The sequence below is a fragment of the Ottowia sp. genome (assembly GCF_035325765.1).
Lineage (GTDB): Bacteria > Pseudomonadota > Gammaproteobacteria > Burkholderiales > Burkholderiaceae_C > Ottowia.
This window is the reverse complement of the sequence record NZ_DAOKZG010000012.1, coordinates 36,318-61,686: the sequence shown is the minus strand read 5'-3', so window position 1 is coordinate 61,686 and position 25,369 is coordinate 36,318. Positions and strand designations below refer to the sequence as shown.

The following is a 25,369-nucleotide window of genomic DNA, read 5'->3' as shown; positions in this document are numbered from 1 at the left end:
TTGCAGGGCGCGCCCCGGCCAGAGGCCAGGGCCGTTCGCGCCGTCCAAAGGCGCGCAGGCGCCTGTGGAGCCGCGGCGCTCACCCTCGCCTGCCACGCCGATAGAGGGCACTGGCGGACGCGTCCAACTGCCGTTTCCAGGTTGAAACGGCCGTGCTTCGCAGGCCGCGAAGCGGGCCAGTCCGCCATCCGTGGCCAGGGTCTATCCGGTCACCGGGTGCGCCCCCATCGGGGAGATGGCGCGCAACGACAAAGGCACAGGGGGTGTCTCACTTCACCGTTCGGACGTGGTCCCGGCACTGGCCTTTTGGAGCACGTCATCGGGCCAGAGCGTGCGCAGGTGCGCGGCTTCGTCGTCGAAGCGCGCGTTGATGCGGCGGCGCTCCTCTTCCTGGCCGGCGATGGCGCGGTTCTGCTCCGCGATGCCTTCCTTGTTGCTTTCGATGTCGCGCAGCAGCTTGGCCGGCGCGCGCGAGGGATCGCCGGCGTAGAACTCCATCTCGGCATCGAGCTCCTTGCGCTCGCGCCGCAACTCGACCAGGCGCCGCTCCGCAGCGGCGATCACCACGTCGGTCTGCGCCAGGGCATCCTGACGGTCGGACTCATGCACATTCGGGTCCGGGTAGCGCGCCAGCAGGGCCTGGTCGCGCCGGATCGCGTCGCGCGCACGCTGGCGTGCAGCCTGGGCCTCGCGCGCACGCGCTGCCTGGGCCTCGCGTTCCTCGGCGGTGAGCGACGGCGGGATGATGCGTTTGGTCGTGCCGCTGCGGTTGAGTTCGCGTTGCGGGCGATCGAGGCAGTCGGGAATCGGCCGATCGGACGTGATGCGCCGGCCCTGGGCGTCGATGCAGGTGTAGATGCCTGTCTGCGCGCCCGCCGTGCCGCCCACGCTGACGCCCGCCAGCGTCGCGATGACGATGGCGAGCAACCGGGTGCCTGCTGCCTGCAAGGGTTTCATTCAATCCACGCCATACTGCGCCCGATAGGCGGCGACGGCTTCGTAGTGCTGCGAAAATTCGTCAGTTCGTTGCAGATATTGCAATAAGTGTGCCAGTTTTGCGATCGAGCAGACTTGCAGGCCCAGCCGGTCGCGTACGTAGTCGACCGCGCTCCAGGGCACATCCCGTCCGTCCTCGGTGGCTTTTTCCTGTCGATCCAGCGCGATCGCGACCGCGTGCGGCGTGGCCCCGGCAGCGCGGATCAGGGCAATCGACTGGCGCACCGCCGTGCCGGCCGACATCACGTCGTCGACGATCAGCACCCTGCCCGCCAGCGGCGCACCCACCAGGGTACCGCCCTCGCCGTGGTCCTTGGCCTCCTTGCGGTTGTAGGCGAACGGCTTGTTCACGCCCAGGCGCGCCAGTTCCACCGCCAGCACGGCACCCAGGGGGATGCCCTTGTAGGCCGGGCCGAAGATGACGTCGAACTCGATGCCCGAGGTCAGCAGCGCGCGCGCATAGAATTGCGCCAGCCGCAGCATCTTGGCGCCGTCGTCGAACAGGCCGGCGTTGAAGAAGTACGGCGACAGGCGTCCGGCCTTGGTCTGGAACCGGCCGAAGCGCAAGACATCGCTCTCGATCGCGAACTGCACGAATTCGCCTGCCAGCCGATCGGCATCGCCGCGGCTCGCCTGAGGGTCGCTCATGGGAGGCACCATCCTTGTTCAAGCTCACCAGCCTCAACCTCAACGGCATTCGCTCCGCCGCCACCAAGGGCGTCGAAGCCTGGCTGGAGTCGCACGCGCCGGATTGTATTTGCGTGCAGGAAATCAAGGCCCAGATGCCCGACCTGGCCGGCCGCTTCGAGCTGCTGGCCGGCATGCAGGGACACTTCCACCTGGCGCAGAAGAAGGGCTACTCGGGCGTCGGCGTCTACTCGCGCCACGAACCCAGTGACGTGATCGCCGGTTGCGGCGTGCCGGAGTTCGATGCCGAGGGGCGCTACCTGGAGACACGCTTCGACACGCCGCGGCGCCGGTTCTCGGTCATCAGCTGCTACTTCCCGAGCGGCTCCTCGGGTCCGGAGCGGCAGGAGGCCAAGTACCGCTTCCTGGACGCGTTCTTCCCGGTGCTCGACCGCCTGCGGCGCGAGCGCGAGTTCGTCCTGTGCGGCGACGTCAACATCGCGCACCAGGAGATCGACCTGAAGAACTGGAAAAGCAACCAGAAGAACAGCGGCTTCCTGCCCGAGGAGCGCGCCTGGCTGACCCGGGTGCTGGACGAACTGCAACTGGTGGACGTCTACCGCAGCCTGCACCCGGAGACCACGGGCGAGGCCTACACTTGGTGGAGCAACCGCGGCCAGGCCTATGCCAACAACGTCGGGTGGCGCCTCGACTACCACCTGGCGACACCGGCGACCGCGCGGCTGGCGCGCCAGACCGCGATCTACAAGGACGAGAAGTTCAGCGACCACGCGCCCATCACGGTCGATTACGATTTCAAGGTTTGATCATTGATCGATCGCCGCCGGCGCTGTCCGGACATGCGCTGCAGAGCGATTTCTCTTGTGGTCCCTGGCGCGCATGAAAGACCGAACAGCCGTACGCAGAGGACGCAAGGATGACGCGGGGGACGCAGAAGATTCATCGAGGACTGCTGTGTCCTCTTGCGGGCTTCGCGTTCTGCCGGTGCGGGGTTCCGTGCGCGTCCAGACCCGACCCTTCCATTTTCCGAGCTCGACTGAAGTGAACGCCTCCAGCCTGCACTACCGCACCATTCCCGTTACCCCATTCCAGCAGAACTGTTCCATCGTCTGGTGCGGGACCACGCGCCAGGCCGCCGTGATCGACCCGGGCGGCGACCTGCCGCGCATCGAGGCGGCGGCGCGCGAGCTGGGGGTCGAGCTGGGCCAGATCTGGCTCACGCACGCCCACATCGACCACGCCGGCGGCACGGCCGAGCTGGCCCGGCGCCTGGACCTGCCGATCATCGGCCCGCATCCGGGCGACCAGTTCTGGATCGACGGCATCGGCGAACAGGGCCGCATGTTCGGCTTCCCGGCGGCGGAACCGTTCACGCCGACGCGCTGGCTGCACGATGGCGACACCGTGCAGGTGGGCGATTGCGTCCTGAACGTGCGCCACTGCCCCGGCCACACGCCGGGCCACGTGGTGTTCCACAGCCCCCAGGCGCAGCGCGCCTTCGTCGGCGACGTGCTGTTTGCCGGCAGCATCGGGCGCACCGACTTCCCGGGCGGTGACCACGCGCAGCTGATCGCCAGCATCCGCGAGCGCCTGTGGCCGATGGGCGACGACACCGTGTTCATTCCCGGCCATGGGCCGGAGAGCACCTTTGGCGCCGAGCGCCGCCACAATCCATTCGTCGCCGATGGCGTCTGAGCCTGCCGCGGTTGCGCCAGCCGCGACCACGGCCCGCCCGTCCTGGCGCGACAGCCTGCGCGTCTACCTGTCGCCGCCCAGCCTGCGCATGCTGGCGCTCGGCTTCTCGGCCGGCCTGCCGCTGCTGCTGGTGCTGGGCACGCTGTCGTTCCGCCTGCGCGAGGCGGGAGTCGACCGCTCGACCATCGGCTACCTGAGCTGGGTCGGCCTGGCCTACGGCTTCAAGTGGGCCTGGGCGCCGCTGGTCGATCGCCTGCCGATCCCGCTGCTGACGCGCGCCCTCGGGCGCCGGCGTTCCTGGCTGCTGCTGGCGCAGGGGGGCATCGTGGCCGGGCTGCTCGGCATGGCGCAGGCCGACCCGCGTGCCTCGCTGGCGGCCGTGGTCTGGAGCGCGCTGGCGGTGGCCTTTGCCTCGGCCACGCAGGACATCGCGCTGGATGCCTATCGCATCGAATCCGCGCCGACGGACGTGCAGCCGGCGTTGGCCGCCAGCTACCAGACCGGCTACCGCCTGGCCATGATCTGGGCCGGTGCCGGCGTGCTGTGGCTGGCCGCCCGTGCCCAGGGCGTCGAGGCCGCGGGCTACGACCAGGCCGCCTGGCAGTGGGCCTATCGCGTCATGGCCGGCTCGATCGTGGTCGGCGTGCTCACCGTGCTGCTGTCGCCCGAGCCGGCGCCGCAGCCGCTGCCGCGCGCGCGCAGCGCGGGCGAATGGCTGAACACGGCGCTGGTCGAGCCGTTCGCCGAGTTCTTCCGCCGCTACCGCTGGCAGGCCGCGCTGGTGCTGGCATTGATCGCGGTCTACCGCATCAGCGACGTGGTGATGGGCATCATGGCCAATCCGTTCTACGTCGACATGGGCTTCAGCAAGGACGAGGTGGCGGCCGTCACCAAGGTCTATGGCGTGGTGATGACGCTGATCGGCGCCTTTGTCGGCGGCGCGCTGGCGCTGCGCCTGGGCGTCATGCGCATCCTGCTGCTGGGCGCGCTGCTGTCGGCGCTCACCAACCTGCTGTTTGCCTGGCTGGCCGGCTACGGCCACAGCGTGCCGGCGCTGATCGCCGTGGTGTCGGCCGACAACCTGGCCTCGGGCCTGGCGTCCGCGGCCTTCATCGGCTACCTGTCGAGCCTCACCAACATCAGCTATTCGGCCACGCAGTACGCGCTGTTTTCGTCGATGATGCTGCTGTTGCCGAAATTCATCGCCGGCTTCTCGGGCGACTATGTGAATGCCTTCGGCTACGCGGGCTTCTTCACCAGCACGGCGCTGTTGGGCCTGCCGGTGATCCTGCTGGTGGTGCTGGCGGCACGCGTGCATCCGGCGGCGGGCAGCCGATGAGCGGCCGGCAGCACAGGTTTACCTATCTTTACCCGACGTTCAAGCGTCGCATGCCCGGCTGCGCCACCATGGCGCCTGGCGGCCGCCGGGGAAGACCCCCCTGCGCGTCGGCGGAGAGGATGAGATGAGCAGCGCACACCTGTTGATGATCGAGGACGATGCCCGTCTGGCGGCCATGGTGGGCGAATACCTGACGCAGTCGGGTTTCGTCTTCACCCATGCGCCGGACGGCGAATCGGGTCTGGCTCGGCTGCAGGACCGGCCGGTGGACCTGGTGATCCTGGACCTGATGCTGCCCGACATCGACGGTCTCACGGTGTGCCGGCGCATCCGCGCGCTGCCGGGCGAGCTGGCGCGCGTGCCGGTGCTGATGCTGACGGCCAAGGGCGACCCGATGGACCGCATCATCGGTCTCGAACTCGGCGCCGACGACTACCTGCCCAAGCCATTCGAGCCACGCGAGCTGCTGGCGCGTATCCGCGCCGTGCTGCGCCGGCGCCAGAGCGGGCCGGCGCCCGAGCACGTGGTGCTGCGCTTCGGCACGCTGGAGATCGATCGCGACGCGCGCACCGTCACCGTCGGCGGCCAGCCGTGCGAGCTCACCAGCTACCAGTTCGACCTGCTGGTGACGCTGGCCGAGCGCGCCGGCCGCGTGCTGACGCGCGACCAGATCATGGAAGCGGTGCGCGGGCGCGAGCTGGAGGCCTTCGACCGCTCGATCGACGTGCACATCGGTCGCATCCGCGCCGCCATCGAGCAGGACGTGAAGAATCCCAAACGCATCCTGACGGTGCGTGGCGTCGGCTACGTCTTCGCCAAGCAGCAGGATTGACGCGCGCATGACGAATCCGATTGCACGCCGGCTCTACCTGCGCATCTGGCTCGCGGTGGCGGGCAGCGTACTGGTGTTCAGCGTGGTGCTGGCCTGGGCCTGGCACCAGGCCGAGCGCGAGCGCGACCGCGAGCGCCAGGCCGAGCCGCCGCGCGAGGTGGTGGTGCGCAATGCGCAGGGCGAACTGATCGGCAGCATGCAGGCACAGGTGCGCTGGGCGCCCGGGCAGGGCACCGAGATCGTGCTGTTCCAGCCCGATGGGCAGGAGCTGAACCTGCGCGTGGCACCGCGCGAGCGACCGGAAGGCGCACGCAAGCGTCGCGCGCAGCCGATGGCCTGGCTGCGCCCGCCCTACGGCTTCATCTGGATCATCGGCCTGGCGGGCCTGGCCGTGATGCTCGGCGTGTATCCGATTGCGCGCCGCCTGACGCAGCGGCTGGAAGCACTGCAGCGCGGCGTCAAGCGCTGGGGTGACGGCGACCTGCAGGTGCGCGTGCCGGCCACGGGCAGCGACGAGGTGGCCGACCTCGCGCACCACTTCAACCAGGCCGCCGAGCGCATCGAGGACCTGATGCGCAGCCAGGATGCGCTGCTGCAATCACAGAAGGCCTTGCTGGCCAATGCCTCGCACGAGCTGCGCTCACCGCTGGCGCGCATTCGCATGGCGCTGGAGCTGATGGGGCCCCCACGCTCCCCTGCTGCGCATGGTGCGCTGCCCCCCGAGGGGGCCGCACCCGCCTTGGCGCGGCCCGGCGTGCGGGTGGAGGAGCCCCCACACTCCCCTGCTGCGCATGGTGCGCTGCCCCCCGAGGGGGCTGCACCCGCCTTGGGGCGGCCCGGCGACGGGTGGGGCGGCCAGCCGCCGTTGACCGCCGCACATGCCGAAATCGCGCGCAACATCACCGAGCTCGACGAGCTGGTGGAGGAAATCCTGCTGGCGAGTCGCCTCGATGCTGCCGAGGCCGATCTGGGCACGGTGGAGGAGCTGGACCTGGTTGGTCTGGTGGCCGAGGAGGCAGCGCGCGTCGATGCCGAGCTGTCGGTGGCGCCTGGCCTGGGCGAGATCCGCGTGCACGGGGTGGCCCGGCTGCTGCGCCGGGCCGTGCGCAACCTGCTCGAGAACGCGCAGCGCCACGGGCAGCGCGGCGGTCGCGACGGCACGGTGCAGGTGCAGCTGCTGCGCGAGGGCGCGATCGCGTTGCTGCACGTCGACGACCAGGGGCCGGGCGTGCCGCCGGACCAGCGCGAGCGCATCTTCGAGCCCTTCTACCGGCTGCCCGGCGCCAGCGAACGCGAAGGCGGCGTCGGCCTGGGGCTGGCGCTGGTGCGTTCGATTGCGCAGCGCCATGGCGGCAGCGTGTGCTGCGGCACGCACGCGGGCACGGGGGCACGCTTCAGCCTGCGCCTGCCGCTGGCTGCAGACGACGCCGTTGCGGTCCGTGCATCCGGTTCTGCATCCGATTGAGGGGCACTGTCGCAAGGGGTTCATCGGAATCTGCGGGTCCGGGAAGCGCCGAACCGTCGATTAGTTTGCATTTGCCGAGGTTCTGACGCGTCAGGGGGCTGGTGTGGAACCCCGAGTTTGCGTAGAGTGCAGACCATCGCTGTCACACGACACCCTGGCCCAGAACAACAACAAGCACGAGCCAGAGTGGACAGATCCTTTGAACCGCCCGCTGGGGCGGTTTTTTTTTGTCAGAGTCGAGATTTCCCCCTGACTGGCCCACTTGGTGTGTCAGGCTGAAGGGAGTCCGGATGCGGCGTCTGGAGAAACAGGCTCAGGTATTGCTGCCGCATTCGACGACGGTCGAATGCGTTCTGAGCATGTCTTTGTCCCGCTTCTGCGATGCGGGCGGCGGTCGTCGTGTCAGCCAGCAGGTCTGCGAGCGTTTCGGCAAGCGCTGCTGGATCTTCATGGGGTACGAGGAAACCGGTTTCGCCGTGCTTCAGGATCTCTCGGACTCCTTCGACGTCAGATCCGATGCCGCAACAGCCGGAAGCCATACCTTCGATCAGGCCCAGGCCCAAGCCTTCGTAGTGCGTTGACAGGACGCAGAATTTCACTCGACCCATCAACTCCGGCAGGGCCGCGACATGCCCAAGAAACCGCACCTGTTCCTGCACGCCCAGCTTGCGCGCAAGCTGCTCAGCACGATGGCGCCAGCTGGACTTGCCCTCTCCTGCCAGGTACACCGTGGGTTGCAGCCCGCGCGCGGCCAGCAGTGCGATGGCACGAATCAGGGTGAAGTGATCCTTCTGGGAGGCAAAGCGCGCAGGCATGACGATCGCATCCTCGCGCTCGTTCCAAGGATGCCCATGTGTCCAGCGCTCCAATTCGATCCCGTTCAGAACAACCGTGCAGCGCTCGGTCGGATGACCGCGGCGCACCAGTGCGTCCTTGACGGCCTGAGATACGCAAATGATGCGTTCGGTGCGGCGCGCCAGCCAGAGGCTCTGTTGCAAGCGCCAGAGGTTGTAGCGTTCGCGCGTGTTGTGCTCGACCTGGATGAGTCGTGGAACGCCTGCCAGCAACCCTGCGTAGCGCCCCCACAGGTGCTCGCTGTAGCCGTGGGCCACCAAGACGTCGGGACGCCACCGGTTGCAGATCGCTTTCAGTGCAAGAATGGTTGCGGCGTGGGACCAGCGCGGAACCAGTTCGACGGCGAGGCCTTGCGTTCGCAGTTCCCGAATGCGCTCCGTTGGGTCGACCGATGGGCGGCGATGCAGGGCCAGCAGTGTCTGCTGCCCTGGTTGCGCGCCACACAGGTCAATGGCGACTTGCGTCGCTCCCGAAAAGCCCCCGGACACGAAGTGCAGCACACGCAGGGGTGGCCTCAATTGCATATCGGTGACTTGCGGTTCGGTGCCAGGCTGGCTTGAGGAACGGCTCGGGGACGTCATACGGTGCTCGTTGGTGATCCGGACGACCGCACGCCTTTGGCAGCGACCGAGATCCAGATGGACAATGGAATCAGGTACATCAGATTGCCATTGTTGTGCGCAAACATGACTTGGGTGGTTCCGAAGATCATGAATCCCAGCACCGTGATCAGGCCGCACAGGGCCGCTGCTCGGTCGGCTTCTGGATGATCGGGCTCTCCGCCGGTGGCCTCGCCAGCTTGCCTGCGATCGCTTTTCGGGTTCCTGACCGTGGTTCGCAGATGTCGCCAGCAAGCCAGCCCCGGGATCCCATAGAACAAGACCAGCATCGTCACGCCCAGCAGTCCGCGCTTGGCAAAGAGATCGAGCGCCTCGTTGTGAGCATGGTTGAGCTTGAGTACACCCTGAGGCACTTGCTGGCGTGAGGCTGCTTCGCGCAGCACGCGCTCATATCCGACCTGGCCGACGCCGATCCACGGGGATGAGAGTCCGGTCCGCCAAGCTTCTTGCCAGAGCGCACGACGCAGGCCAGTGGAGGAGTTGCCCACACTCGGTTGCGTCGATTGCGTCCACTCCTGCAACACCAGTTTCGTGCGGTCACGGATTTCGGGCAAAGTGAGCGCGGCGGCGCAGGTGAGCACGGTGATCACCACTGCGATCAGCAGTCGTCCATGCCTTCCACCGCGTCCGTTTGGTGTCCCCGCAATCCTGTCGGATGGACCGAGCCAGATGGCCAGCACCAAGAGCACGGGCAGGGCCAGCCAGCCTCCGCGGGTCCCAGATGCCAAGCTGGCTGCAATTCCCAGAATCGTTCCGACTCCGCAGGCGAACCGTTCGATGGTCGTGCCGCGCTGCTGTGCCCAGACGCAGCTCCAAAGGCCGAGCAACAGTGCGAGGTTGCCAAACTGGATCGCGTTGCTGAAACCGTCAGCGCGTGGCAGGTCTTGCACCAACACCTGCCACAGTGCCACCAGGCCAGCGCCTGTTGCGCCTGCTGCGCACCCCCAGCGCAACGTAGAAGCACTGGGACGTAACGTAAACAACGCTGGCAGGATCAGCAGAACCAATCCATATTTCACGCATCGATCAAGTCCCAAGGTCGTTGTGACCAGCTGCCCCTGTTCGTTGACAATGTGCATGCACCACACCAAGCCCATGCCGAGTACGACCCATGCCCAGGCGACCAAATCGGGGTTGTGGGATAAATGGCTGCGACTCAGCTGTGGCAAGCAGCCAAGTCCCAGCACACACAATAGAACGGCACCGTAGGAGTAGCCTGAAGGCAGGGTCAGCGCGAGCGCGAATAAAAGAAAGACACTGGCGTCCAGGAGCCTAGCCGTACCAGTGGACGGAGCCTTCATAAACGCGAGATTGGAGTCAGTTTCACCGTCGTTTGCTTTTCCCGCGCATCGGTATGGCGCACCATGTGCGCCTGTTCGACTAGCTGTTCGAGCCCACTTCAGCCTTCGCCCGCATGGCCGGCCGCTCGATCGGATGGACCGCACGGCGTTCCTTGACAGTCGCGTCTTCGCCCACCGGCAGCTTGTAGACGGTGCTGCAGTAGGGGCACTGGGCCTGGCCGCCCACGAACTGGAAGAACACCCGGGGGTGGGCGTTCCACAGCTTCATGCCGGACTTCGGGTGCGGGCAGTAGATCTCGCCGTTCGGGGTCAGGTCCCGGGCCTGGACTTCGATGGTGGCGGGGGGCGTCGGCATGGCGCGCTTCTCCTGGCGTCAGATCTTCGCCAGCCAGTGGCTGTACTTGGGGTTGCGGCCATTGACGATGTCGAAGAAGGCGCTCTGGATCTTCCCGGTCAGCGGACCGCGCTCGCCGGCGCCGATCTGGATGCGGTCGTATTCGCGGATCGGCGTCACCTCGGCCGCGGTGCCGGTGAAGAACATCTCGTCGGCGATGTAGCACTCGTCGCGCGTGATGCGCTTCTGCACCACCTTCAGGCCCAGGTCCTCGCAGATGTGCAGCACGGTGTTGCGCGTGATGCCGTTGAGCGCGCCGGCCGACAGGTCGGGCGTGTAGACGGTGCCGTCCTTGATGACGAACAGGTTCTCGCCGGCGCCTTCGCTGACAAAGCCGGCGCTGTCCAGCAGCACGGCCTCGTCGTAGCCGTCATCGGTGGCTTCCATGTTGGCCAGGATCGAGTTGCTGTAGTTGCTCACCGCCTTGGCCTGCGTCATGGTGATGTTGACGTGGTGGCGCGTGTAGCTGCTGGTGCGCACGCGGATGCCCTTCTTCAGGCCTTCCTCGCCCAGGTAGGCGCCCCAGGCCCAGGCGGCAACCATGATGTGGATGCTGTTGCCCTTGGGGCTGACGCCCAGCTTTTCGGAGCCGATCCAGACCAGCGGGCGCAGGTAGCCGCTTTCCAGCTGGTTGGCGCGCACCACTTCCTTCTGTGCCTCGTTCACCTGCTCGGGCGTGAACGGGATCTTCATGCGCAGGATCTTGGCGCTGTTGAACAGGCGCTGGGTGTGTTCCTCGAGGCGGAAGATGGCGGTGCCGGCGTCGGTCTTGTAGGCGCGCACGCCCTCGAACGCGCCACAGCCGTAGTGCAGCGTGTGGGTGAGGACGTGGATCTTGGCGTCGCGCCAGTCCACCAGCTGGCCGTCGAGCCAGATCTTGCCATCGCGGTCGGAAAGGGCGGGAGTGCTCATGGGTTCGGTCTCTCGTGCAACAAGTGCGCGGGGGCGCGCCGCGCGCCCCCGCCGGAAAGGGCATTCTAAGCCTCGATCGCGGTGTCAGGCGCGTTGCCGGGCGACTCGGCCGGCCGCTGCAGCTGCCAGCGCACCAGGCGTCCGTGCCGGAATTCGGCCGTCACGCTGGCCTGGCCGGGGTCGCGCCAGCGGTAGGTTTCGGGGTCGGCGTCGGGCTCGGACAGGCGCTCGCCGAGCGCGCGCGTGAGGGCCAGCACGTGCAGCAGGCGCTGGCCCGCGTGCAGCCGGGCATTCAGCATCACGGCGCTGTCGACGTGGCCGATCGGCCGGTGGGCGGCGCGCTTCATCACGCCGGCGATGCGCTGCAGGTGGAGCAGCCCCCACAGCACCAGGCCGCTGCCCAGCAGCGCCAGCCCGCGCCAGCCGCCGGCCCGCCAGGCACCGGCACCGAGCGCCACCGCGGCCAGGATCACGAGGGGACGGCGCCAGTCCATGCGGCGATTGTCGCTGCCGGGGCGCGCACGCGTCGCCACGTGCTGTGTTTCGGGACCCGGGGGATCCGCGTGCCCGGGCCTATCGGGCGGCCATGGCCTGTTCGATCCACTGGTCGAACAGTTCCTGGTGAGCCCGGATCCAGCCGTCGGCATGGCGTTCGATGTCGGCCGGCTTGTCGGCGCCATCATGCATGGCCTGGTTCTGGGCGTTGATGTCGGCGATCGGCACCTTCATCACGCTGAACAGCGTCCTGGCCGCCGGATTCCTGTCCAGCCATGCGCGTGGCGCCATGATGCGCATGGTGTTGACGGTCCAGCCGTAGTTCTTGCCATTCGGAAGCTGCGTGTCGAGGCGCGCCTGCTCTCCGGGCAGGGAGGAGAAGGGGACTTCCAGCCACACCACGTCCTTGCCGGGGATCAGCACGTTGCTGACCCAGAACGGGGTCCACGTGTAGTAGAGGACGGGTTCGCCGCGGCGAAAGCGCGTGATGGTGTCGGCCATCAGGGTGGCGTAGTTGCCCTGCACGTGAGTGACCTGATCGCGCAGTTGATAGGCGTCCAGCTGGTGTTCGATCACGGCTTCGCAGCCCCAGCCCGGGTTGCAGCCCGTCATATCGGCCTTGCCGTCCCCATCGGCATCGAACAATCCGGCGATGGCGGGGTCGCGCAATTGGGCCAGGTTGGTGATCTGGTGGGCGTCGGCGGTCTTCTTGTCGATCAGATAGCCCTGCAGCGCATTCACAGAAAATGCGTTGTCGCGCCATTGCCTGGCGTCGCCGCCAGCCTTCCGGTAATAGTCGTCGTGCAACGGGTCCCAGTGCACCGCGAAGAAGTCGGCATCGCCATTGCCCAGCGCGAGGTAGACCGCGCCCAAGTCCACCTCCTGGATCGGTGGCGTGGTGTAGCCCAGCCGCTGCAGGGCCTTCATCACGATCAGGGTCTGGAAATTCTCTTCCGGGATGGTGCTCTTGATGGCCTGCGCCGTGATGCCGGTGCCGGGAAGTTCGTCGGTCGCCAGGGCCGGGGTGGCGGCGACCGTCAGGGCCAGTCCGCATGCCATCAGCAGGCGGCGAGCGAGGGCGGGGGTGGTTGGATGTTTCACGTGATCTGCTTTCGTTTTCGGAGCGGTTTCCGGTGGCCGGTGCGCGCCGGACGACACCGACCAGGGCCTCCCCGGACTTACTGCGCGGCCGCCTTGGCGTCGGCGATCCACTGGTCGAAGGTCTGCTGGTGCGCCCGGATCCAGCTGTTCACGTGGTTCTCGATGTCGGCGGCCTTGTTGGCGCCATCGTGCATGGCCTTGTTCTGGGCGTTGATGTCGGCGATCGGCAGCTTGATCTCGCTCAGCAGCTTCCTGGCGGCCGGGTTGGCGTCGATGAAGGCCTTGTTGGCCAGGATGCGTTGGGTGTTGACGATGAAGCCGTAGTTCTTGCCGTTGGGCAGTTTGGTGTCGATGTCCTTCTGCTCGCCGGGCAGCGACGAGAACGGCACCTCCAGCCAGACCACGTCCTTGCCCGGCACCAGCACGTTGCTGACCCAGTAGGGCGTCCACGTGTAGTAGAAGATCGGCTGGCCCTGCTTGTAGCGCGTGATGGTGTCGGCGATCAGGGCCGAGTAGTTGCCCTGCACGTGGCTCACGTGGTCGCGCAGCTTGAAGGCGTCCAGCTGGTGCTCGATCACCGCCTCGCAGCCCCAGCCCGGGTTGCAGCCCGTGAGGTCGGCCTTGCCGTCGCCATCGGCGTCGAACAGCCTGGCGATCTTCGGATCGGTCATCTGGCTGATGTTGGTGATCTTGTATTGATCGGCAGTCTTCTTGTCGATCAGGTAGCCCTGCAGGGCGCCAGTGGAGAAGTCGTTGTCGCGCCAGAGCTTGTCGGCGCCGCCGGCGTTCTTGTAGTAGTCGGCGTGCAGCGGATCCCAGTGGTCGGCCAGGAAGGTGCCGTCGCCGTTGGCAATCGCCAGGTGCGCGGCCGGATAGTCCACTTCCTTGATCGGCTGGACGTCGTAGCCCAGCCGCTCGAGCGCCTTCATCACCAGCAGGGTCTGGAAGGTTTCCTCGGCGATGGTGCTCTTGAGCGGCTGCACGGAGATGCCCTGGCCGGGCAGGTCGGCGGCCAGTGCCGGGGCCGCGGCAGCCGTGGCCAGGGCCAGGCCACAGGCGGCGAGCACATGGCGCAGGGGTTTGTTGTGGAACGAAAATTTCATGCGGGGTCTCCTTTGCGGGACGAGGGGACCGCCCCTCAGGCGGTTTGCGGGGCGTGGGACGGGGTGTCCGGCTCGCGGCGGTGCCGCAGGCGCCAGACGATGCCGACCGGGCCGCGCATGTACCAGCGCTGGCGCTGGTCGCGTCGCGGCTGGCCCATGGTCTGGGTGATGCGGTCGAGCACGATGGCCAGGATCACGATGCCCAGGCCGCCGACGGCGGCCAGGCCCATGTCCAGGCGCCCGATGCCGCGCAGCACCATCAGGCCCAGGCCGCCGACGGCGATCATGGAGGCGATCACCACCATCGACAGGCTCAGCATCAGGGTCTGGTTGATGCCGGCCATGATCGAGGGCATGGCCAGCGGCAGTTGCACCTTGGTCAGCAGCTGCCAGGGCGAGGCGCCGTAGGCGCGCGCCGCCTCCACCAGGTCGGGTCGCACCTGGCGGATGCCGAGGTTGGTGAGGCGCACCAGCGGCGGCAGGGCGAAGATGATGGTGACGATGACGCCGGGCACGTTGCCGATGCCGAACAGCATCACCACCGGCACCAGGTAGACGAAGGCGGGCGTGGTCTGCATCGCGTCCAGCACCGGGCGCACCAGCTTCTGGGCACGGTCGCTGCGTGCCAGCCAGATGCCCAGCGGCAGGCCGATGACGACGCAGAACAGCAGCGAGGTCAGCACCAGCGACAGCGTCACCATGGCCTCGGGCCAGATGCCCAGGATCGCCACCGCCAGCAGTGAGATGAACGTGGCCACGCCGAGCAGGCGCCCCGCCAGCTGCCAGGCCAGCAGCGACAGCAGCACCAGCATCACCAGCGTCGGCGGATACAGCAGCGTGGCCTCAACGCCGCCGAGCAGGGCATCGACGGGACTGCGCAGGGCGTGGAACACGGGCCGGAAGTGCAGCACCACCCAGTCCAGGCCCTGGTTGATCCAGTCCTGGATCGGCAGGTTGCCGTCCCACAGCTGGCTCAGGGTGAAGCCGCCGTCGTCCACCGGCGGCGGCGCCGCCTGCAGGAAGTCGCTGCCGGCGCCGCTGTCGCCGCCGATCCAGGCGTCGCTGCCCTCGGGCGGCGGCGCGGCCTCGTACGGATTGGCCCCGTCGGCCAGTGCGGCCGGGTTGGTGTCGGCGCTGCTCCAGGGGTCGGCGGCGGCGGGGCTGTCGCCCGGAGCGTTGCTCCAGGGATCGCTGGTGGTTTCGTTCATGGGATGTTTCCTGTGCTGGGCGGCGGCCGTGCCGGTTTCAGGCGGCCGTCTCGACGATCACCTGCGCAGCGTCGGTGGGCAGTTCGGGCAGGGGGTTGCCGCGCGGGTCGGTGGTCGGATCGAGGAACTTGAGCAGCGTGGTCTTGCTGATCGCACCCAGGAAACGGCCGCCGGCGTTCACCACCGGCAGCGGGCAGGGGCAGGCCACCATGTGGGTATAGAGCTCGCTGATCGGCGTGTCGCCCGGCACCGGCTCGATGCCGTCGACAAAGGCCTGGGCCAGGCCGAGCGGCCCGGTGTGGCCGCGCAGCGCCTCGCGCAGCGCATCGGCCGAGACCACGCCCAGGTAGCGGTGATCCGGGCTGACCACGTAGCCCCACTCGCGGTCCTGCTGGCGCAGGCGCTCGAGCGCCGGGCGGCAGCCGCGGGTCGGGCTCTCCGAGACCTCGACCTGGGTCTTGCGCGCGATGTCGGCGGCCTTGAACACCGCCGCCGCGTCGACGCCGCGGGTGAAGCTGCGCACGTATTCGTCGGCCGGCGCACGCAGGATTTCCTCCGGCGTGCCGACCTGCACCACGGCGCCGTCCTTCATGATGGCGATGCGGTCGCCGATGCGCATGGCCTCGTCGAGGTCGTGCGAGATGAAGACGATGGTGCGGCGCTTTTCCTGCTGCAGGCGCAGCAGTTCGTCCTGCATGTCGGTGCGGATGATCGGGTCCAGCGCCGAGAAGGCCTCGTCCATCAGCAGGATCGAGGGGTCGGCGGCGAGCGCGCGGGCCAGGCCCACGCGCTGCTGCATGCCGCCCGAGAGCTCGTCCGGATAGGACCGGCCCCAGACCTCCAGGCCGACCTGCTCCAGCGCGGCCTGCGCCTGCCGCAGGCGGGTTTCCTTGTCCACGCCCGCCAGCTCCAGGCCGAAGGCGGTGTTGTCGAGCACCGTCATGTGCGGCAGCAGGGCGAACGACTGGAACACCATGCTGATGTCCTTGCGGCGGAATTCGCGCAGCCGCGCCTCGTCGTAGTCGTTGATGTTCTCGCCCTCGACCAGGATGCGACCGGCGGTGGGTTCGATCAGGCGATTGAGCAGGCGCACCAGGGTCGACTTGCCCGAGCCCGACAGGCCCATGACGACGAAGATCTCGCCGGCCTCGATGGTGAAGCTGGCGTCGAACACGCCGATCGACTGACCGGTCTGCTCGACGATTTCCTGCTTGGACAGGCCCTGGCGCGCAAGCGCCAGCGCCTGCTCCGGTTCGTCACCGAAGACTTTGAAGACATGTTCGATCTGGATGGTCTTGGCCATGCGATCCCTCTGGTTGGCGCCGGCGGATGCGCCTCGCACGGCCAGGACGGCAGGGCAAAGCGCGCGACTGGCGCGTCAAGCGAGTTGGATGGGGGCCGGACGCGACGACTTAGGCCGTCAGGCGACTCCCGGGCGGGCGATGTGGAGCGCGTGCTGGCTCCAGCAAGTCCTTGGGTTGTCCCCAGGCCGCCGGGCAGATGGCGACTTCAGTTGAGGACGGACGCCCGGGTGCGCCGCACCCCGGCGTTCAGCCACGCAGCACCGAGGCGGTGCGCCACTGAAGCGGGCCATTATATCTTGTTGAATATTAATTTCAACAATTGCTGCATGGAAAAAGCATGAAAGCCCTCTGGCGTGGCACGCCAGAGGGCTTGCGGGCCGTCGTGCGGCCGCGATCGAGGGTCGCGCCCCTACACGCCCAGGTAGCGGTGCAGGATTTCCGGCTGGCGCTTGAGTTCCGGCGTGGACCCCTCGTGCACGATCTGGCCGTTGTTCAGGATGTAGACGCGCTTGGACAGTGCCATGGCGGCCGCCAGGTTCTGCTCGACCACGACGATGGTCTGGCCGGCCTGCGCCAGTTCCTTGCACACGCGCACCAGGTCCTGCACGATCACCGGCGCCAGGCCTTCGAACGGCTCGTCCAGCAGGATGATCTTGGGGTCGCGCACCAGGGCGCGCGCGATGGCGAGCATCTGCTGCTCGCCGCCCGAGAGGTCGGTGCCGCGGCTGGTGCGGCGCTGCTTCAGGCGCGGAAAGATCTCGTAGATGCGCGCCAGCGGCCACTTGTTGGGCGCCGTCAGGCCGGCCAGGATGATGTTTTCCTCGACGTTCAGACTGCCGAAGATGCGCCTGTCCTCGTGCACCAGCTGCATGCCAAGGCGCGCGATGTCGTGTGCCTTCTTGCCGGCCAGTTCAACTCCGTCGAGCCGCACGCTGCCGGTGCGTGGCGTCACCACGCCCATCAGGCTCTTGAAGGTCGTCGACTTGCCGGCGCCGTTGCGTCCCAGCAGGGCGACCACTTCATTCTTTTCGACTGTCAGGCCAACGTCGAACAGGATGTGGCTGTCGCCGTAGTAGCTGTTCAGGCCCGTGACTTCGAGCAGGCTCATTCCATCTCTCCATGCATGCCGCCGAGGTAGGCTTCCTGGACCTTGGGGTCGGCCTTGATTTCATCCGGCGTACCTTCCACCAGAAGACGGCCCTCCTGCAGCACCGTCACCTTGCCGACCAGTTCGAACAGGGAATCCATGTCGTGGTCGATGATGATCAGCGTGCGACCCTTGGCGATCGACTTGAGCAGGGCGACGGTCTCGATGCGCTCTTCCGCACTCATGCCGGCCAGGGGTTCGTCCAGCAGCAGCAGACTGGGGGTGGTGGCCAGGGCCAGGCCGATCTCCAGGCGACGCTTCTCGCCGTAGGCGAGTTCGGAAACCTGCGTGTCCAGTCGCTCGGTCAGATGCACCAGCGTCGCAGTGCCCGCGACGTGGGCATCCAGCTTGCGCACCCTGTGCAGGTTCTTGAACAGGTCGAGTTTGAACTTGCCGCGCAGTTCGCCCAGTGCGGCAATTTCCAGATTCTGGCGCACCGTGAGCTTCTCGAACAACTGGTTGATCTGGTAGCTCTTGGTGAGACCCTCCTGGCAGGCCTGGATCACGCCCATGCCGGTGATGTCCCGGCCATCGAAGACGATCTTGCCACTGGTGGGTGGCACTTCGCAGGTCAGCATCTTGAAGAAGGTGCTCTTGCCGGCACCGTTGGGACCGATGATGCCGCGGATTTTCTTGGGGTCGCGCACCAGGGCGCGCGCGATGGCGAGCATCTGCTGCTCGCCGCCCGAGAGGTCGGTGCCGCGGCTGGTGCGGCGCTGCTTCAGGCGCGGAAAGATCTCGTAGATGCGCGCCAGCGGCCACTTGTTGGGCGCCGTCAGGCCGGCCAGGATGATGTTTTCCTCGACGTTCAGACTGCCGAAGATGCGCCTGTCCTCGTGCACCAGCTGCATGCCAAGGCGCGCGATGTCGTGTGCCTTCTTGCCGGCCAGTTCAACTCCGTCGAGCCGCACGCTGCCGGTGCGTGGCGTCACCACGCCCATCAGGCTCTTGAAGGTCGTCGACTTGCCGGCGCCGTTGCGTCCCAGCAGGGCGACCACTTCATTCTTTTCGACTGTCAGGCCAACGTCGAACAGGATGTGGCTGTCGCCGTAGTAGCTGTTCAGGCCCGTGACTTCGAGCAGGCTCATTCCATCTCTCCATGCATGCCGCCGAGGTAGGCTTCCTGGACCTTGGGGTCGGCCTTGATTTCATCCGGCGTACCTTCCACCAGAAGACGGCCCTCCTGCAGCACCGTCACCTTGCCGACCAGTTCGAACAGGGAATCCATGTCGTGGTCGATGATGATCAGCGTGCGACCCTTGGCGATCGACTTGAGCAGGGCGACGGTCTCGATGCGCTCTTCCGCACTCATGCCGGCCAGGGGTTCGTCCAGCAGCAGCAGACTGGGGGTGGTGGCCAGGGCCAGGCCGATCTCCAGGCGACGCTTCTCGCCGTAGGCGAGTTCGGAAACCTGCGTGTCCAGTCGCTCGGTCAGATGCACCAGCGTCGCAGTGCCCGCGACGTGGGCATCCAGCTTGCGCACCCTGTGCAGGTTCTTGAACAGGTCGAGTTTGAACTTGCCGCGCAGTTCGCCCAGTGCGGCAATTTCCAGATTCTGGCGCACCGTGAGCTTCTCGAACAACTGGTTGATCTGGTAGCTCTTGGTGAGACCCTCCTGGCAGGCCTGGATCACGCCCATGCCGGTGATGTCCCGGCCATCGAAGACGATCTTGCCACTGGTGGGTGGCACTTCGCAGGTCAGCATCTTGAAGAAGGTGCTCTTGCCGGCACCGTTGGGACCGATGATGCCGCGGATTTCTCCGTGGTCGACGGTGAAGTCGATGTCGCTGTTGGCCAGCAGGCCGCCGTAGCGCTTGGTCAGGCCGGTGACCTGCAGGATGGGGCCTTCATGGGTGCGCGTGCTCTTGCGCGCCGCCTGCATCTCGGCCGAATCGGCTGCGGATCCCGCTGTGCGCTGCGGCGTCGCGGCTACGGCTTCCAGCCCGGAGCGCTTGGGCCGGGCCAGATTCCACAGGTCGACGATGCCGCCCACCAGGCCGCGCCGCAGGAACACCACCAGCAGCACGAACACCACACCCAGGATCAGCTTCCAGGTGGCGCCCAGCTTCAGCGTGACCTGGAAGAAGTCGCTCAGGTACAGCCACACGGCGGCCCCCAGCAGCGGGCCGAACAGCGTGCCTGCGCCGCCGATGGCGGTCTGCATCACGATTTCGCCCGAGGTGGCGAACATGAAGGCGTCCGGCGGCATGAAACCCTGCATCATGCCCAGCAGGCCGCCGGCAAAGCCCGCGTACATGGCGGCGACGACGAACACCGCCAACTTGTATTTCTTGATGTCGTGTCCCAGCGCCTCGGCGCGCAGCGGGTTTTCGCGAATCGCGCGCAGCACCAGTCCGAAGGGCGAGCGCACGATGCGCAGTGCCAGCGCCAGGGCGATGAAATACCAGAACGCGAAGAACGCGTACATCGCCAGGTTGCTGTCGAACTTCAGCGTTGTGAACCCGAGGTGCAGGCTGGGCGAGGGCACGCCCGCCAGGCCGTTCTCGCCGCCGGTGAAGTCCGACAGTGGGTTGAACTCCAGGTAGAAGAACACTTCGGCGATCGCCACCGTGATCATGGCGAAGTAGATGCCGGTGCGCCGCAGCGCCACCAGGCCCACCAGATAGCCCAGCACACCGGCAGCGACCGTACCGATCAGCAGCGCCAACAGCGTGTCCTGCAGCGAAGTCTGGGTCAGCAGATAGGCGGCAAACATGCCACCCGAGCCGAAGAAGGCCGACTGGCCGAACGACAGCAGCCCGGTGTAGCCGAACAGCAGGTCGAAACCGATTCCGACCATGCCCCAGATCAGGATCCGGTTGATGGTGGTCGGCGTGAAGCCCAGGTGCGGCAGGATGAATGGCGCCGCAATCAGCGCCAGCAGCGTCAGCGCCTCGGCAAGATAGGGAATTTGTCTGCGCATCGGTCGGTCCTGTCCTTATTCGCGGCCTACCGCACCCAGCAGCCCGCGGGGACGGAACATCAGCACCAGCGTCATCACCACGAACAGCACGACGTAGGAATAGGCCGGGTTGAACATTGAGGTGAGGCTGATGAGCTCGCCGGCGATCAGGCCGCCCAGCACCGCCCCGGGGAAGGAGCCGACGCCACCGATAACGACCACGACGAAGGTCTGCACCAGGATAGCCTCGCCCACGTCGGGCGCCAGTGAAACCACCGGCGCGTTGACGATGCCGGCGAAACCCGCCGCCATGGCGCCGATGCCGAATACCAGCATGAAGATCTTGTAGACGTTGATGCCGAGCGAGTCGACCATCACCGCGTCCTCGATGCCCGCGCGCACGATCATGCCGATGCGCGTGCGGTAGAGGACGAAATACAACACCAGCAGTGCCACCGTGACGATTGCCAGCAGGCCGATGCGGTAGGTCGGGTAGACCATGAAACCCAGGTTGGTGATACCCATCAGCGGCCCCGGCGGGGGTACCGCCTTGGACAGGCTGCCGAAGGCGAAGCGCACCAGTTCGACGATCACGATGCCGAGGCCGAAGGTCACCAGCAGCTGGTCCTCGGGCGGACGCGTGTAGAAATGGCGAATGATCAGCCGCTCCATCACGATGCCGACCAGCATCACGAACAGCGCGCCCACGACGACGGCCACGATAAACGAATTGGTGTAGGTGAATGCCATCCAGCCGGCGTAACCGCCCAGCATGAACATCGCACCATGCGCGAGGTTGAGCACGCCCAGCGTGCCATAGATGATCGTCAGGCCTGAGGAGATCAGCGCCAGCAGCGCGCCGAGCACCAGCCCGTTGAACAGTTGTGAGATGAAGTTGGCCCAGTTAAGCACGCTCGACCGCCCTGATGCTGATAGGAAGGATGTGTGTCATGCCAGGCCGGATGCGACGCCGCGATCGGGCCGACAGCAACCGATCGCGTGTGATTCCGGCGCCTGACACGACGGTCAGACATAAACAAGGCTCGCCACCCGCGCCGGGCGGGCGACGAGCCCGGGTCGAAAGTCAGGTGTAGCTGCCCAGCTTGCAGCCGAAGGCGTCGGGCGGCTGGATCACGTCCTCGCCCTTGACCTGGTCGACCACTTCCCAGTAGTCCTCCGGGTTCTTCATGTCCTTCTTGGCCTTGCCGCGCACGACGAATACCGGGCGCACGCACTGGTGATCTTCCGGCCGGTAGTACACGTCACCGAACAGCGACGGGATCTTCTCGCCCTTCTCCCACTGCTTGATGACGTCGGGCGGGTAGAAGCTGCCGGCCTCGGTCACCATGCGCGCCCAGTGGGCGAAGCTGACGTAGGCGTTCTCGGCGCCCCACTCGGGTCGGTAGCCATACTTCTTGTGGAAGGCCTCGACGAACTCCTTGGCCAGCGGGTACTTGTCCTCCAGCTCCCACCAGAACTCGGTGGCGGCAAACACGCCTTCGCTGATGTCGACACCCGCTTCCTTGGCGAAGAACGGGATCTGGTAGGGCAGCACCAGGGTCATCTTCGGCAGCAGGCCGAACTGCTTGGCCTGCTGGCTTGACAGGATGGCGTCCCGGCCCCAGTTGACGTTCATCAGGAACTCGGCACCCGAGTTGGCGATGTTGGTCAGATACTGGCTGAAGTCCTGTGTGCCCAGCGGAGAGACCTGGTTGGTCACGGTCTTCCAGCCACCCTTGTCGCGCAGGAAGCGCTCGGTCGACTCCGTCGTCGTGTGGCCGTAGGTGTAGTCGGGCGTCATGAACGCCATCTTGCGGTCCCGACCGAAGGTTTTCAGCAGGATCGGGCCGATGGAATTGGCAGCCATTTCACCATAATAACCTTGGCGGAAGCCATAGCGCACGCAGTCCTTGCCCGTCGTGTCGTTCGAGCCCGAGATGCCGGGCATGTACATGAGCTTCTCGCGATCGCAGAACTTGTTCAGCGCCACGGCCACGGCGGACGAGGTCGAACCTGTGGCGAGGATGATCTTGTTCTGGTTGATGAACGTCTGGATCGCCTGCACCGCCTGGTTCGGCTTGGCGGCCGAGTCCGCCGAGACCAGCGCCACCTTCTTGCCGAGCACGCCCTTGCTGACCTTGGGCGCGATTTTCTTCATGAGCGGGTGATCGGTGTTCATATGCTCGACGGCCAGTTCCCAGCCCTTGAGCTCGTCTGCGCCCTGCACGGCGTAGGTGCCGGTGAGCGGCACGGCGGCCGCGAGATACACCGTGTCGCCCTGCGAGCCGGCGGGCCAGGTGCCCATGGCCGGCTTGTCCTGGGCAAAGGCAATGCGGATGCCACCAAAACTGGTGACCATCATGGCGCCCGCGCCGGCGCCCAGTTGCAGCACGCTGCGGCGTGCCATGCGCTTGCTGGATTGAAAGTCTGACATGTGTCTCCTCGTGGGGATGAGCTTGCAATGTGTTGTGGCTGCAGCGGGTGGGATCGGCCGCGACCGACGCCGTTATCCGCACACTGTCTCAACGCGTATCGACGATAACTTGAAAGTCGTGTTTTGTGTGGATTTCATCTAAGCAATTGACATGCAAGGAGAAATTTGTAAATCTACAGTTTTTGACAAAGTCATTCTGTAAATTTATTACATTGCAGTGCAGCAAAGACAGGAATTCGTATGCAACGCACGGTCGTCGGATTCAAGATTCGCCAGCAGCGGCGATCGATTGGAATTACGCAAAAAGTATTAGCCGATCGGGTCGGTATCTCGGCCTCCTACCTGAACCTGATCGAGAGCAACAAGCGCAACATCGGCGGCCGGCTGCTGCACCGCATCGCCGACGAACTGCAACTGCCGATCGAGCGTTTCGACGGCGCGACGGACCGGCGTCTGGTGCACGATCTGGTGGACCTGAGCAGCGACCATCTGTTCGAGGATCTGGCGCTCACGCCCGAATCGGCGGCAGGACTGGCGGGGCAGTTTGCGCAATGGGCACGCGCGCTGGTGAGCCTGCACCGCAGCTACCATGATCGCAGCGAGGCGGTGACGGCGCTGTCGGATCGGCTCAGCCAGGATCCGTTCCTCGGTGAATCGATCCACGGCGTGCTGACCCATGTGGCGGCGATCCGCTCGGCCTCGGAGATCCTGGAGGGGATCGATGAACTGGAGGAGGCCGATCGCGCGCGCTTCCTCGGCATCATCGACGCGGAGAGCGCGCGCCTCGCGGACGTGTCGCAGGCGCTCGCCGGCTTCTTCGACCGTGAGCGTTCGGCCACGCGCTCCCTCACCCCGGTCGACGAAGTGGATGATTTCCTGCTCGAGAACGACAACCATTTTCCGCGCCTGGAGGACGCGGCGGCGGAGATCCGGGGCCATGCGGGCCTGGCGGCCGGGTCGGCGGAGAGTCGCCTGATCGCCTATCTGGGCGCGCAGCACGGCGTGCGCGTCACGCTGGTCGACGCGCTGGACGAGGGGCTGGCCGATCCGCGCGCGCGCTCCTTCTACGAGCCGGCCGCGCGCCAAATGGTGCTGGTGGCCACGGCGCCGCTGGCGACGCGCCGTTTCGAGCTGGGGCGCCTGGCCGCCCACCTGGGCTGCGCCGAGCCGATTGCCGCCGAGCTGGCGCGCTCGGCGCTGCTGCGTTCGCCCGCCGCGCAGCGGCGTGCCGAGCGCGCGCTCGAGGCCTACGTCGCCGGGGCCCTGCTGTTGCCCTACGATGAATTCTTCGCGGCGGTGCGGGCGACGCGCTACGACGTCGATCGGCTGTGCCACCGGTTCGGGGTCAGTTTCGAGCAGGTCTGTCACCGCCTGCTGACGCTCAAGCGGCCCGGCAGCGAAGGCGTGCGCTTCGGCTTCATGCGCTCGGATCCGGCCGGCTACGTGACCAAGCGCTTTCCGTTGCCCTATCTGACGCTGCCGCGCTACGGCAACGCCTGTCCGTTGTGGGCGGTCTATCGCGCCTTCCAGACGCCGGGGGAGATCGTGCGCGAGCTGGCGGAGTTCCCGGACGGCAGGCGCTATTTCTTTGTCGCCCGCACCCAGGACAAGCAGCCGGCGTCCTACAACGCGCCCCGGCAGTCGATCTCGCTGATGCTGATGTGCGAGGCCATCCACGCCGATCAGCTGGTCTATGGCGATGGGCTGGACCTGTCCACCGCCGCGCCGGCGACGCCGGTGGGCCCCACCTGCCGGCTGTGCGTGCGACGCAATTGCGCCTCACGTCAGGAAAACCCCATCATCAGTTCCTGAGACTCGGTGCAAGAATGGCGGTCACTTTCTGCAACTGCCGCCGGCCCGGCCCGCCGAGCGGCCGTGGTTTGGCGTACGGATCGAGACCAGGGCAGGGGAGGCCGCACAGCCCGCAGCAATGAGGAGATTCAATGGCGGCGAAAATCCTGATCACGGAGGATGAGCCGAACATCGTCGAGTCGCTGACCTTCATCCTGAAGCGAGCCGGCTACGACGTGGCAGCAGTCACCGATGGCGAGGCGGCGATGCAGCAGTTGCGCGCCGATCCGCCCGACGTGATGATTCTGGACCTGATGCTGCCCAAGCTCAACGGTTTCGAGGTGCTCAAGCTGGTCAAGGGCGATCCGGCGCTGGCCGCGCTGCCGGTGCTGGTGCTCTCGGCCAAGGGCCAGGCGCATGACCGGCGGCTGGTCGAGGAGATGGGTGCCGAGGCCTTCATCACCAAGCCGTTTTCCAACCGCGACGTGATCGAGCAGGTGGGCCGGCTGTGCGCGCAGCGCGCGGGCAGCTGCGCGCAGGACGGGCCGGCCGGCTGATGGACGAGCCAGAGGTGGACGATGACACGGCGGCAAGCAACGCCGCCGTGGTGCTGCCGCTGCTGGGCCTGTTCCTGCTGATGCCCCCGGTCATCACCCTGTTCGCCCGCGGCACCGGCTTTGTCGGCGTGCCGCTGATCGTGCTCTATGTGTTCGGGGTCTGGGGCGCACTGATCGCCGGTGCTGCGCTGCTGGCCCGACGCCTGGGCCCCGAGCCCTCGGCCGAGCACCCGCCCGAGGGTGACTCGCGCGACTTCGATCCGTCCTGAA

23 protein-coding genes and 1 pseudogene are annotated in these 25,369 nt (G+C 66.6%); 8 read left to right on the top strand and 16 right to left on the bottom strand.

Features of this window, described 5'->3' with window-relative positions; all coding sequences use genetic code 11:
• Positions 1–273 precede the first annotated feature (273 nt).
• Both PKA16_RS06455 and pyrE read right to left on the bottom strand, forming a co-directional pair.
• Complete coding sequence (locus PKA16_RS06455) at positions 274–957, bottom strand: DUF4124 domain-containing protein (RefSeq protein ID WP_324401558.1); 684 nt, start codon at positions 955–957, stop codon at positions 274–276.
• Positions 958–1,656: an orotate phosphoribosyltransferase gene (gene pyrE, locus PKA16_RS06450; RefSeq protein ID WP_324401557.1), complete on the bottom strand. Its 699-nt coding sequence runs from the start codon at positions 1,654–1,656 to the stop codon at positions 958–960. It lies immediately after the preceding gene.
• A 2-nt stretch (positions 1,657–1,658) separates the two neighbouring features.
• On the opposite strand from pyrE, the gene PKA16_RS06445 reads away from it, so the two are divergent.
• From PKA16_RS06445 to PKA16_RS06425, 5 genes are all read left to right on the top strand, one after another.
• On the top strand, positions 1,659–2,450 hold the full coding sequence (locus PKA16_RS06445; protein WP_324401555.1) for an exodeoxyribonuclease III: 792 nt from the start codon (positions 1,659–1,661) through the stop codon (positions 2,448–2,450).
• Between the two features lie 235 nt (positions 2,451–2,685).
• A complete protein-coding gene (locus PKA16_RS06440) occupies positions 2,686–3,339 on the top strand; it encodes an MBL fold metallo-hydrolase (protein WP_324401553.1) in 654 nt (217 codons plus the stop codon).
• Positions 3,329–4,678: an AmpG family muropeptide MFS transporter gene (locus PKA16_RS06435; protein WP_324401551.1), complete on the top strand. Its 1,350-nt coding sequence runs from the start codon at positions 3,329–3,331 to the stop codon at positions 4,676–4,678. Before PKA16_RS06440 ends, PKA16_RS06435 begins: the two co-directional genes overlap by 11 nt.
• 124 nt (positions 4,679–4,802) lie before the next feature.
• A complete protein-coding gene (locus tag PKA16_RS06430; RefSeq protein WP_324401549.1) occupies positions 4,803–5,510 on the top strand; it encodes a response regulator transcription factor in 708 nt (235 codons plus the stop codon).
• Positions 5,511–5,517: 7 nt separating this feature from the next.
• Entirely contained in the window at positions 5,518–6,975 is a 1,458-nt protein-coding gene (locus PKA16_RS06425; RefSeq protein WP_324401547.1) for an ATP-binding protein, read from the top strand.
• A 230-nt stretch (positions 6,976–7,205) separates the two neighbouring features.
• On the opposite strand, the gene PKA16_RS06420 is transcribed toward PKA16_RS06425, so the two are convergent.
• The 14 genes and pseudogenes from PKA16_RS06420 to PKA16_RS06355 all read right to left on the bottom strand — a co-directional run bounded on the left by PKA16_RS06420 (position 7,206) and on the right by PKA16_RS06355 (position 22,751).
• Complete coding sequence (locus PKA16_RS06420) at positions 7,206–8,411, bottom strand: glycosyltransferase family 4 protein (RefSeq protein WP_324401545.1); 1,206 nt, start codon at positions 8,409–8,411, stop codon at positions 7,206–7,208.
• Positions 8,408–9,751: an O-antigen ligase family protein gene (locus PKA16_RS06415; RefSeq protein ID WP_324401543.1), complete on the bottom strand. Its 1,344-nt coding sequence runs from the start codon at positions 9,749–9,751 to the stop codon at positions 8,408–8,410. Before PKA16_RS06415 ends, PKA16_RS06420 begins: the two co-directional genes overlap by 4 nt.
• 166 nt (positions 9,752–9,917) lie before the next feature.
• Positions 9,918–10,106 (bottom strand): annotated as a pseudogene (locus PKA16_RS06410) (zinc-finger domain-containing protein); the annotation flags it as partial.
• An 18-nt stretch (positions 10,107–10,124) separates the two neighbouring features.
• The gene (locus PKA16_RS06405; protein ID WP_324401541.1) at positions 10,125–11,057 is read right to left on the bottom strand and encodes a branched-chain amino acid transaminase; all 933 of its coding nucleotides are present in this window, start codon (positions 11,055–11,057) and stop codon (positions 10,125–10,127) included.
• A gap of 65 nt (positions 11,058–11,122) precedes the next feature.
• Positions 11,123–11,551, bottom strand: coding sequence for a glycerate kinase (locus PKA16_RS06400; protein ID WP_324401539.1), 429 nt, complete (start codon positions 11,549–11,551; stop codon positions 11,123–11,125).
• A gap of 79 nt (positions 11,552–11,630) precedes the next feature.
• Positions 11,631–12,611, bottom strand: coding sequence for a glycine betaine/L-proline ABC transporter substrate-binding protein ProX (gene proX / locus PKA16_RS06395; RefSeq protein WP_324401574.1), 981 nt, complete (start codon positions 12,609–12,611; stop codon positions 11,631–11,633).
• Between the two features lie 119 nt (positions 12,612–12,730).
• Entirely contained in the window at positions 12,731–13,756 is a 1,026-nt protein-coding gene (gene proX, locus PKA16_RS06390; protein WP_324401537.1) for a glycine betaine/L-proline ABC transporter substrate-binding protein ProX, read from the bottom strand.
• 35 nt (positions 13,757–13,791) lie between these two features.
• Positions 13,792–14,964, bottom strand: coding sequence for a glycine betaine/L-proline ABC transporter permease ProW (gene proW / locus PKA16_RS06385; protein WP_324401535.1), 1,173 nt, complete (start codon positions 14,962–14,964; stop codon positions 13,792–13,794).
• Between the two features lie 37 nt (positions 14,965–15,001).
• Entirely contained in the window at positions 15,002–16,267 is a 1,266-nt protein-coding gene (proV, locus tag PKA16_RS06380) for a glycine betaine/L-proline ABC transporter ATP-binding protein ProV (RefSeq protein ID WP_324401534.1), read from the bottom strand.
• Positions 16,268–16,677: 410 nt separating this feature from the next.
• Positions 16,678–17,376, bottom strand: coding sequence for an ABC transporter ATP-binding protein (locus tag PKA16_RS06375; protein WP_324401532.1), 699 nt, complete (start codon positions 17,374–17,376; stop codon positions 16,678–16,680).
• Entirely contained in the window at positions 17,373–18,503 is a 1,131-nt protein-coding gene (locus PKA16_RS06370) for an ATP-binding cassette domain-containing protein (protein WP_324401530.1), read from the bottom strand. The genes PKA16_RS06375 and PKA16_RS06370 overlap by 4 nt, the downstream gene beginning before the upstream one ends.
• Entirely contained in the window at positions 18,500–20,338 is a 1,839-nt protein-coding gene (locus PKA16_RS06365) for a branched-chain amino acid ABC transporter ATP-binding protein/permease (protein ID WP_324401528.1), read from the bottom strand. Before PKA16_RS06365 ends, PKA16_RS06370 begins: the two co-directional genes overlap by 4 nt.
• A 15-nt stretch (positions 20,339–20,353) precedes the next feature.
• Complete coding sequence (locus tag PKA16_RS06360) at positions 20,354–21,229, bottom strand: branched-chain amino acid ABC transporter permease (RefSeq protein ID WP_324401526.1); 876 nt, start codon at positions 21,227–21,229, stop codon at positions 20,354–20,356.
• 172 nt (positions 21,230–21,401) lie between these two features.
• Complete coding sequence (locus PKA16_RS06355; RefSeq protein ID WP_324401524.1) at positions 21,402–22,751, bottom strand: substrate-binding protein; 1,350 nt, start codon at positions 22,749–22,751, stop codon at positions 21,402–21,404.
• A 240-nt stretch (positions 22,752–22,991) separates the two neighbouring features.
• Here PKA16_RS06355 and PKA16_RS06350 point away from each other — a divergent pair, with 240 nt between their 5' ends.
• The 3 genes from PKA16_RS06350 (at position 22,992) to PKA16_RS06340 (ending at position 25,368) form a co-directional block, all read left to right on the top strand.
• Positions 22,992–24,563 (top strand): short-chain fatty acyl-CoA regulator family protein, encoded by a 1,572-nt coding sequence (locus PKA16_RS06350; RefSeq protein WP_324401522.1) that lies wholly within the window; start codon positions 22,992–22,994, stop codon positions 24,561–24,563.
• A 131-nt stretch (positions 24,564–24,694) separates the two neighbouring features.
• Positions 24,695–25,099, top strand: a complete 405-nt coding sequence (locus PKA16_RS06345; protein WP_324401520.1) for a response regulator — start codon at positions 24,695–24,697, stop codon at positions 25,097–25,099.
• On the top strand, positions 25,099–25,368 hold the full coding sequence (locus PKA16_RS06340) for a hypothetical protein (RefSeq protein ID WP_324401518.1): 270 nt from the start codon (positions 25,099–25,101) through the stop codon (positions 25,366–25,368). Before PKA16_RS06345 ends, PKA16_RS06340 begins: the two co-directional genes overlap by 1 nt.
• The last annotated feature ends 1 nt before the right edge of the window (position 25,369 follow it).

Bases quoted from the DNA above. Each gene is read 5' to 3' on its own strand.
- PKA16_RS06425 (WP_324401547.1), top strand. From the start codon at position 5,518: ATGACGAATCCGATTGCACGCCGGCTCTACCTGCGCATCTGGCTCGCG.
- pyrE (WP_324401557.1), bottom strand. From the start codon at position 1,656: ATGGTGCCTCCCATGAGCGACCCTCAGGCGAGCCGCGGCGATGCCGAT.
- PKA16_RS06420 (WP_324401545.1), bottom strand. From the start codon at position 8,411: ATGACGTCCCCGAGCCGTTCCTCAAGCCAGCCTGGCACCGAACCGCAA.
- proX (WP_324401574.1), bottom strand. From the start codon at position 12,611: ATGGCATGCGGACTGGCCCTGACGGTCGCCGCCACCCCGGCCCTGGCG.
- PKA16_RS06455 (WP_324401558.1), bottom strand. From the start codon at position 957: ATGAAACCCTTGCAGGCAGCAGGCACCCGGTTGCTCGCCATCGTCATC.
- PKA16_RS06415 (WP_324401543.1), bottom strand. From the start codon at position 9,751: ATGAAGGCTCCGTCCACTGGTACGGCTAGGCTCCTGGACGCCAGTGTC.
- PKA16_RS06365 (WP_324401528.1), bottom strand. From the start codon at position 20,338: ATGCGCAGACAAATTCCCTATCTTGCCGAGGCGCTGACGCTGCTGGCG.
- PKA16_RS06405 (WP_324401541.1), bottom strand. From the start codon at position 11,057: ATGAGCACTCCCGCCCTTTCCGACCGCGATGGCAAGATCTGGCTCGAC.
- proW (WP_324401535.1), bottom strand. From the start codon at position 14,964: ATGAACGAAACCACCAGCGATCCCTGGAGCAACGCTCCGGGCGACAGC.
- PKA16_RS06340 (WP_324401518.1), top strand. From the start codon at position 25,099: ATGGACGAGCCAGAGGTGGACGATGACACGGCGGCAAGCAACGCCGCC.
- PKA16_RS06435 (WP_324401551.1), top strand. From the start codon at position 3,329: ATGGCGTCTGAGCCTGCCGCGGTTGCGCCAGCCGCGACCACGGCCCGC.
- PKA16_RS06355 (WP_324401524.1), bottom strand. From the start codon at position 22,751: ATGTCAGACTTTCAATCCAGCAAGCGCATGGCACGCCGCAGCGTGCTG.
- PKA16_RS06345 (WP_324401520.1), top strand. From the start codon at position 24,695: ATGGCGGCGAAAATCCTGATCACGGAGGATGAGCCGAACATCGTCGAG.
- PKA16_RS06370 (WP_324401530.1), bottom strand. From the start codon at position 18,503: ATGAGCCTGCTCGAAGTCACGGGCCTGAACAGCTACTACGGCGACAGC.
- PKA16_RS06375 (WP_324401532.1), bottom strand. From the start codon at position 17,376: ATGAGCCTGCTCGAAGTCACGGGCCTGAACAGCTACTACGGCGACAGC.
- PKA16_RS06350 (WP_324401522.1), top strand. From the start codon at position 22,992: ATGCAACGCACGGTCGTCGGATTCAAGATTCGCCAGCAGCGGCGATCG.
- proX (WP_324401537.1), bottom strand. From the start codon at position 13,756: ATGAAATTTTCGTTCCACAACAAACCCCTGCGCCATGTGCTCGCCGCC.
- PKA16_RS06400 (WP_324401539.1), bottom strand. From the start codon at position 11,551: ATGGACTGGCGCCGTCCCCTCGTGATCCTGGCCGCGGTGGCGCTCGGT.
- PKA16_RS06430 (WP_324401549.1), top strand. From the start codon at position 4,803: ATGAGCAGCGCACACCTGTTGATGATCGAGGACGATGCCCGTCTGGCG.
- proV (WP_324401534.1), bottom strand. From the start codon at position 16,267: ATGGCCAAGACCATCCAGATCGAACATGTCTTCAAAGTCTTCGGTGAC.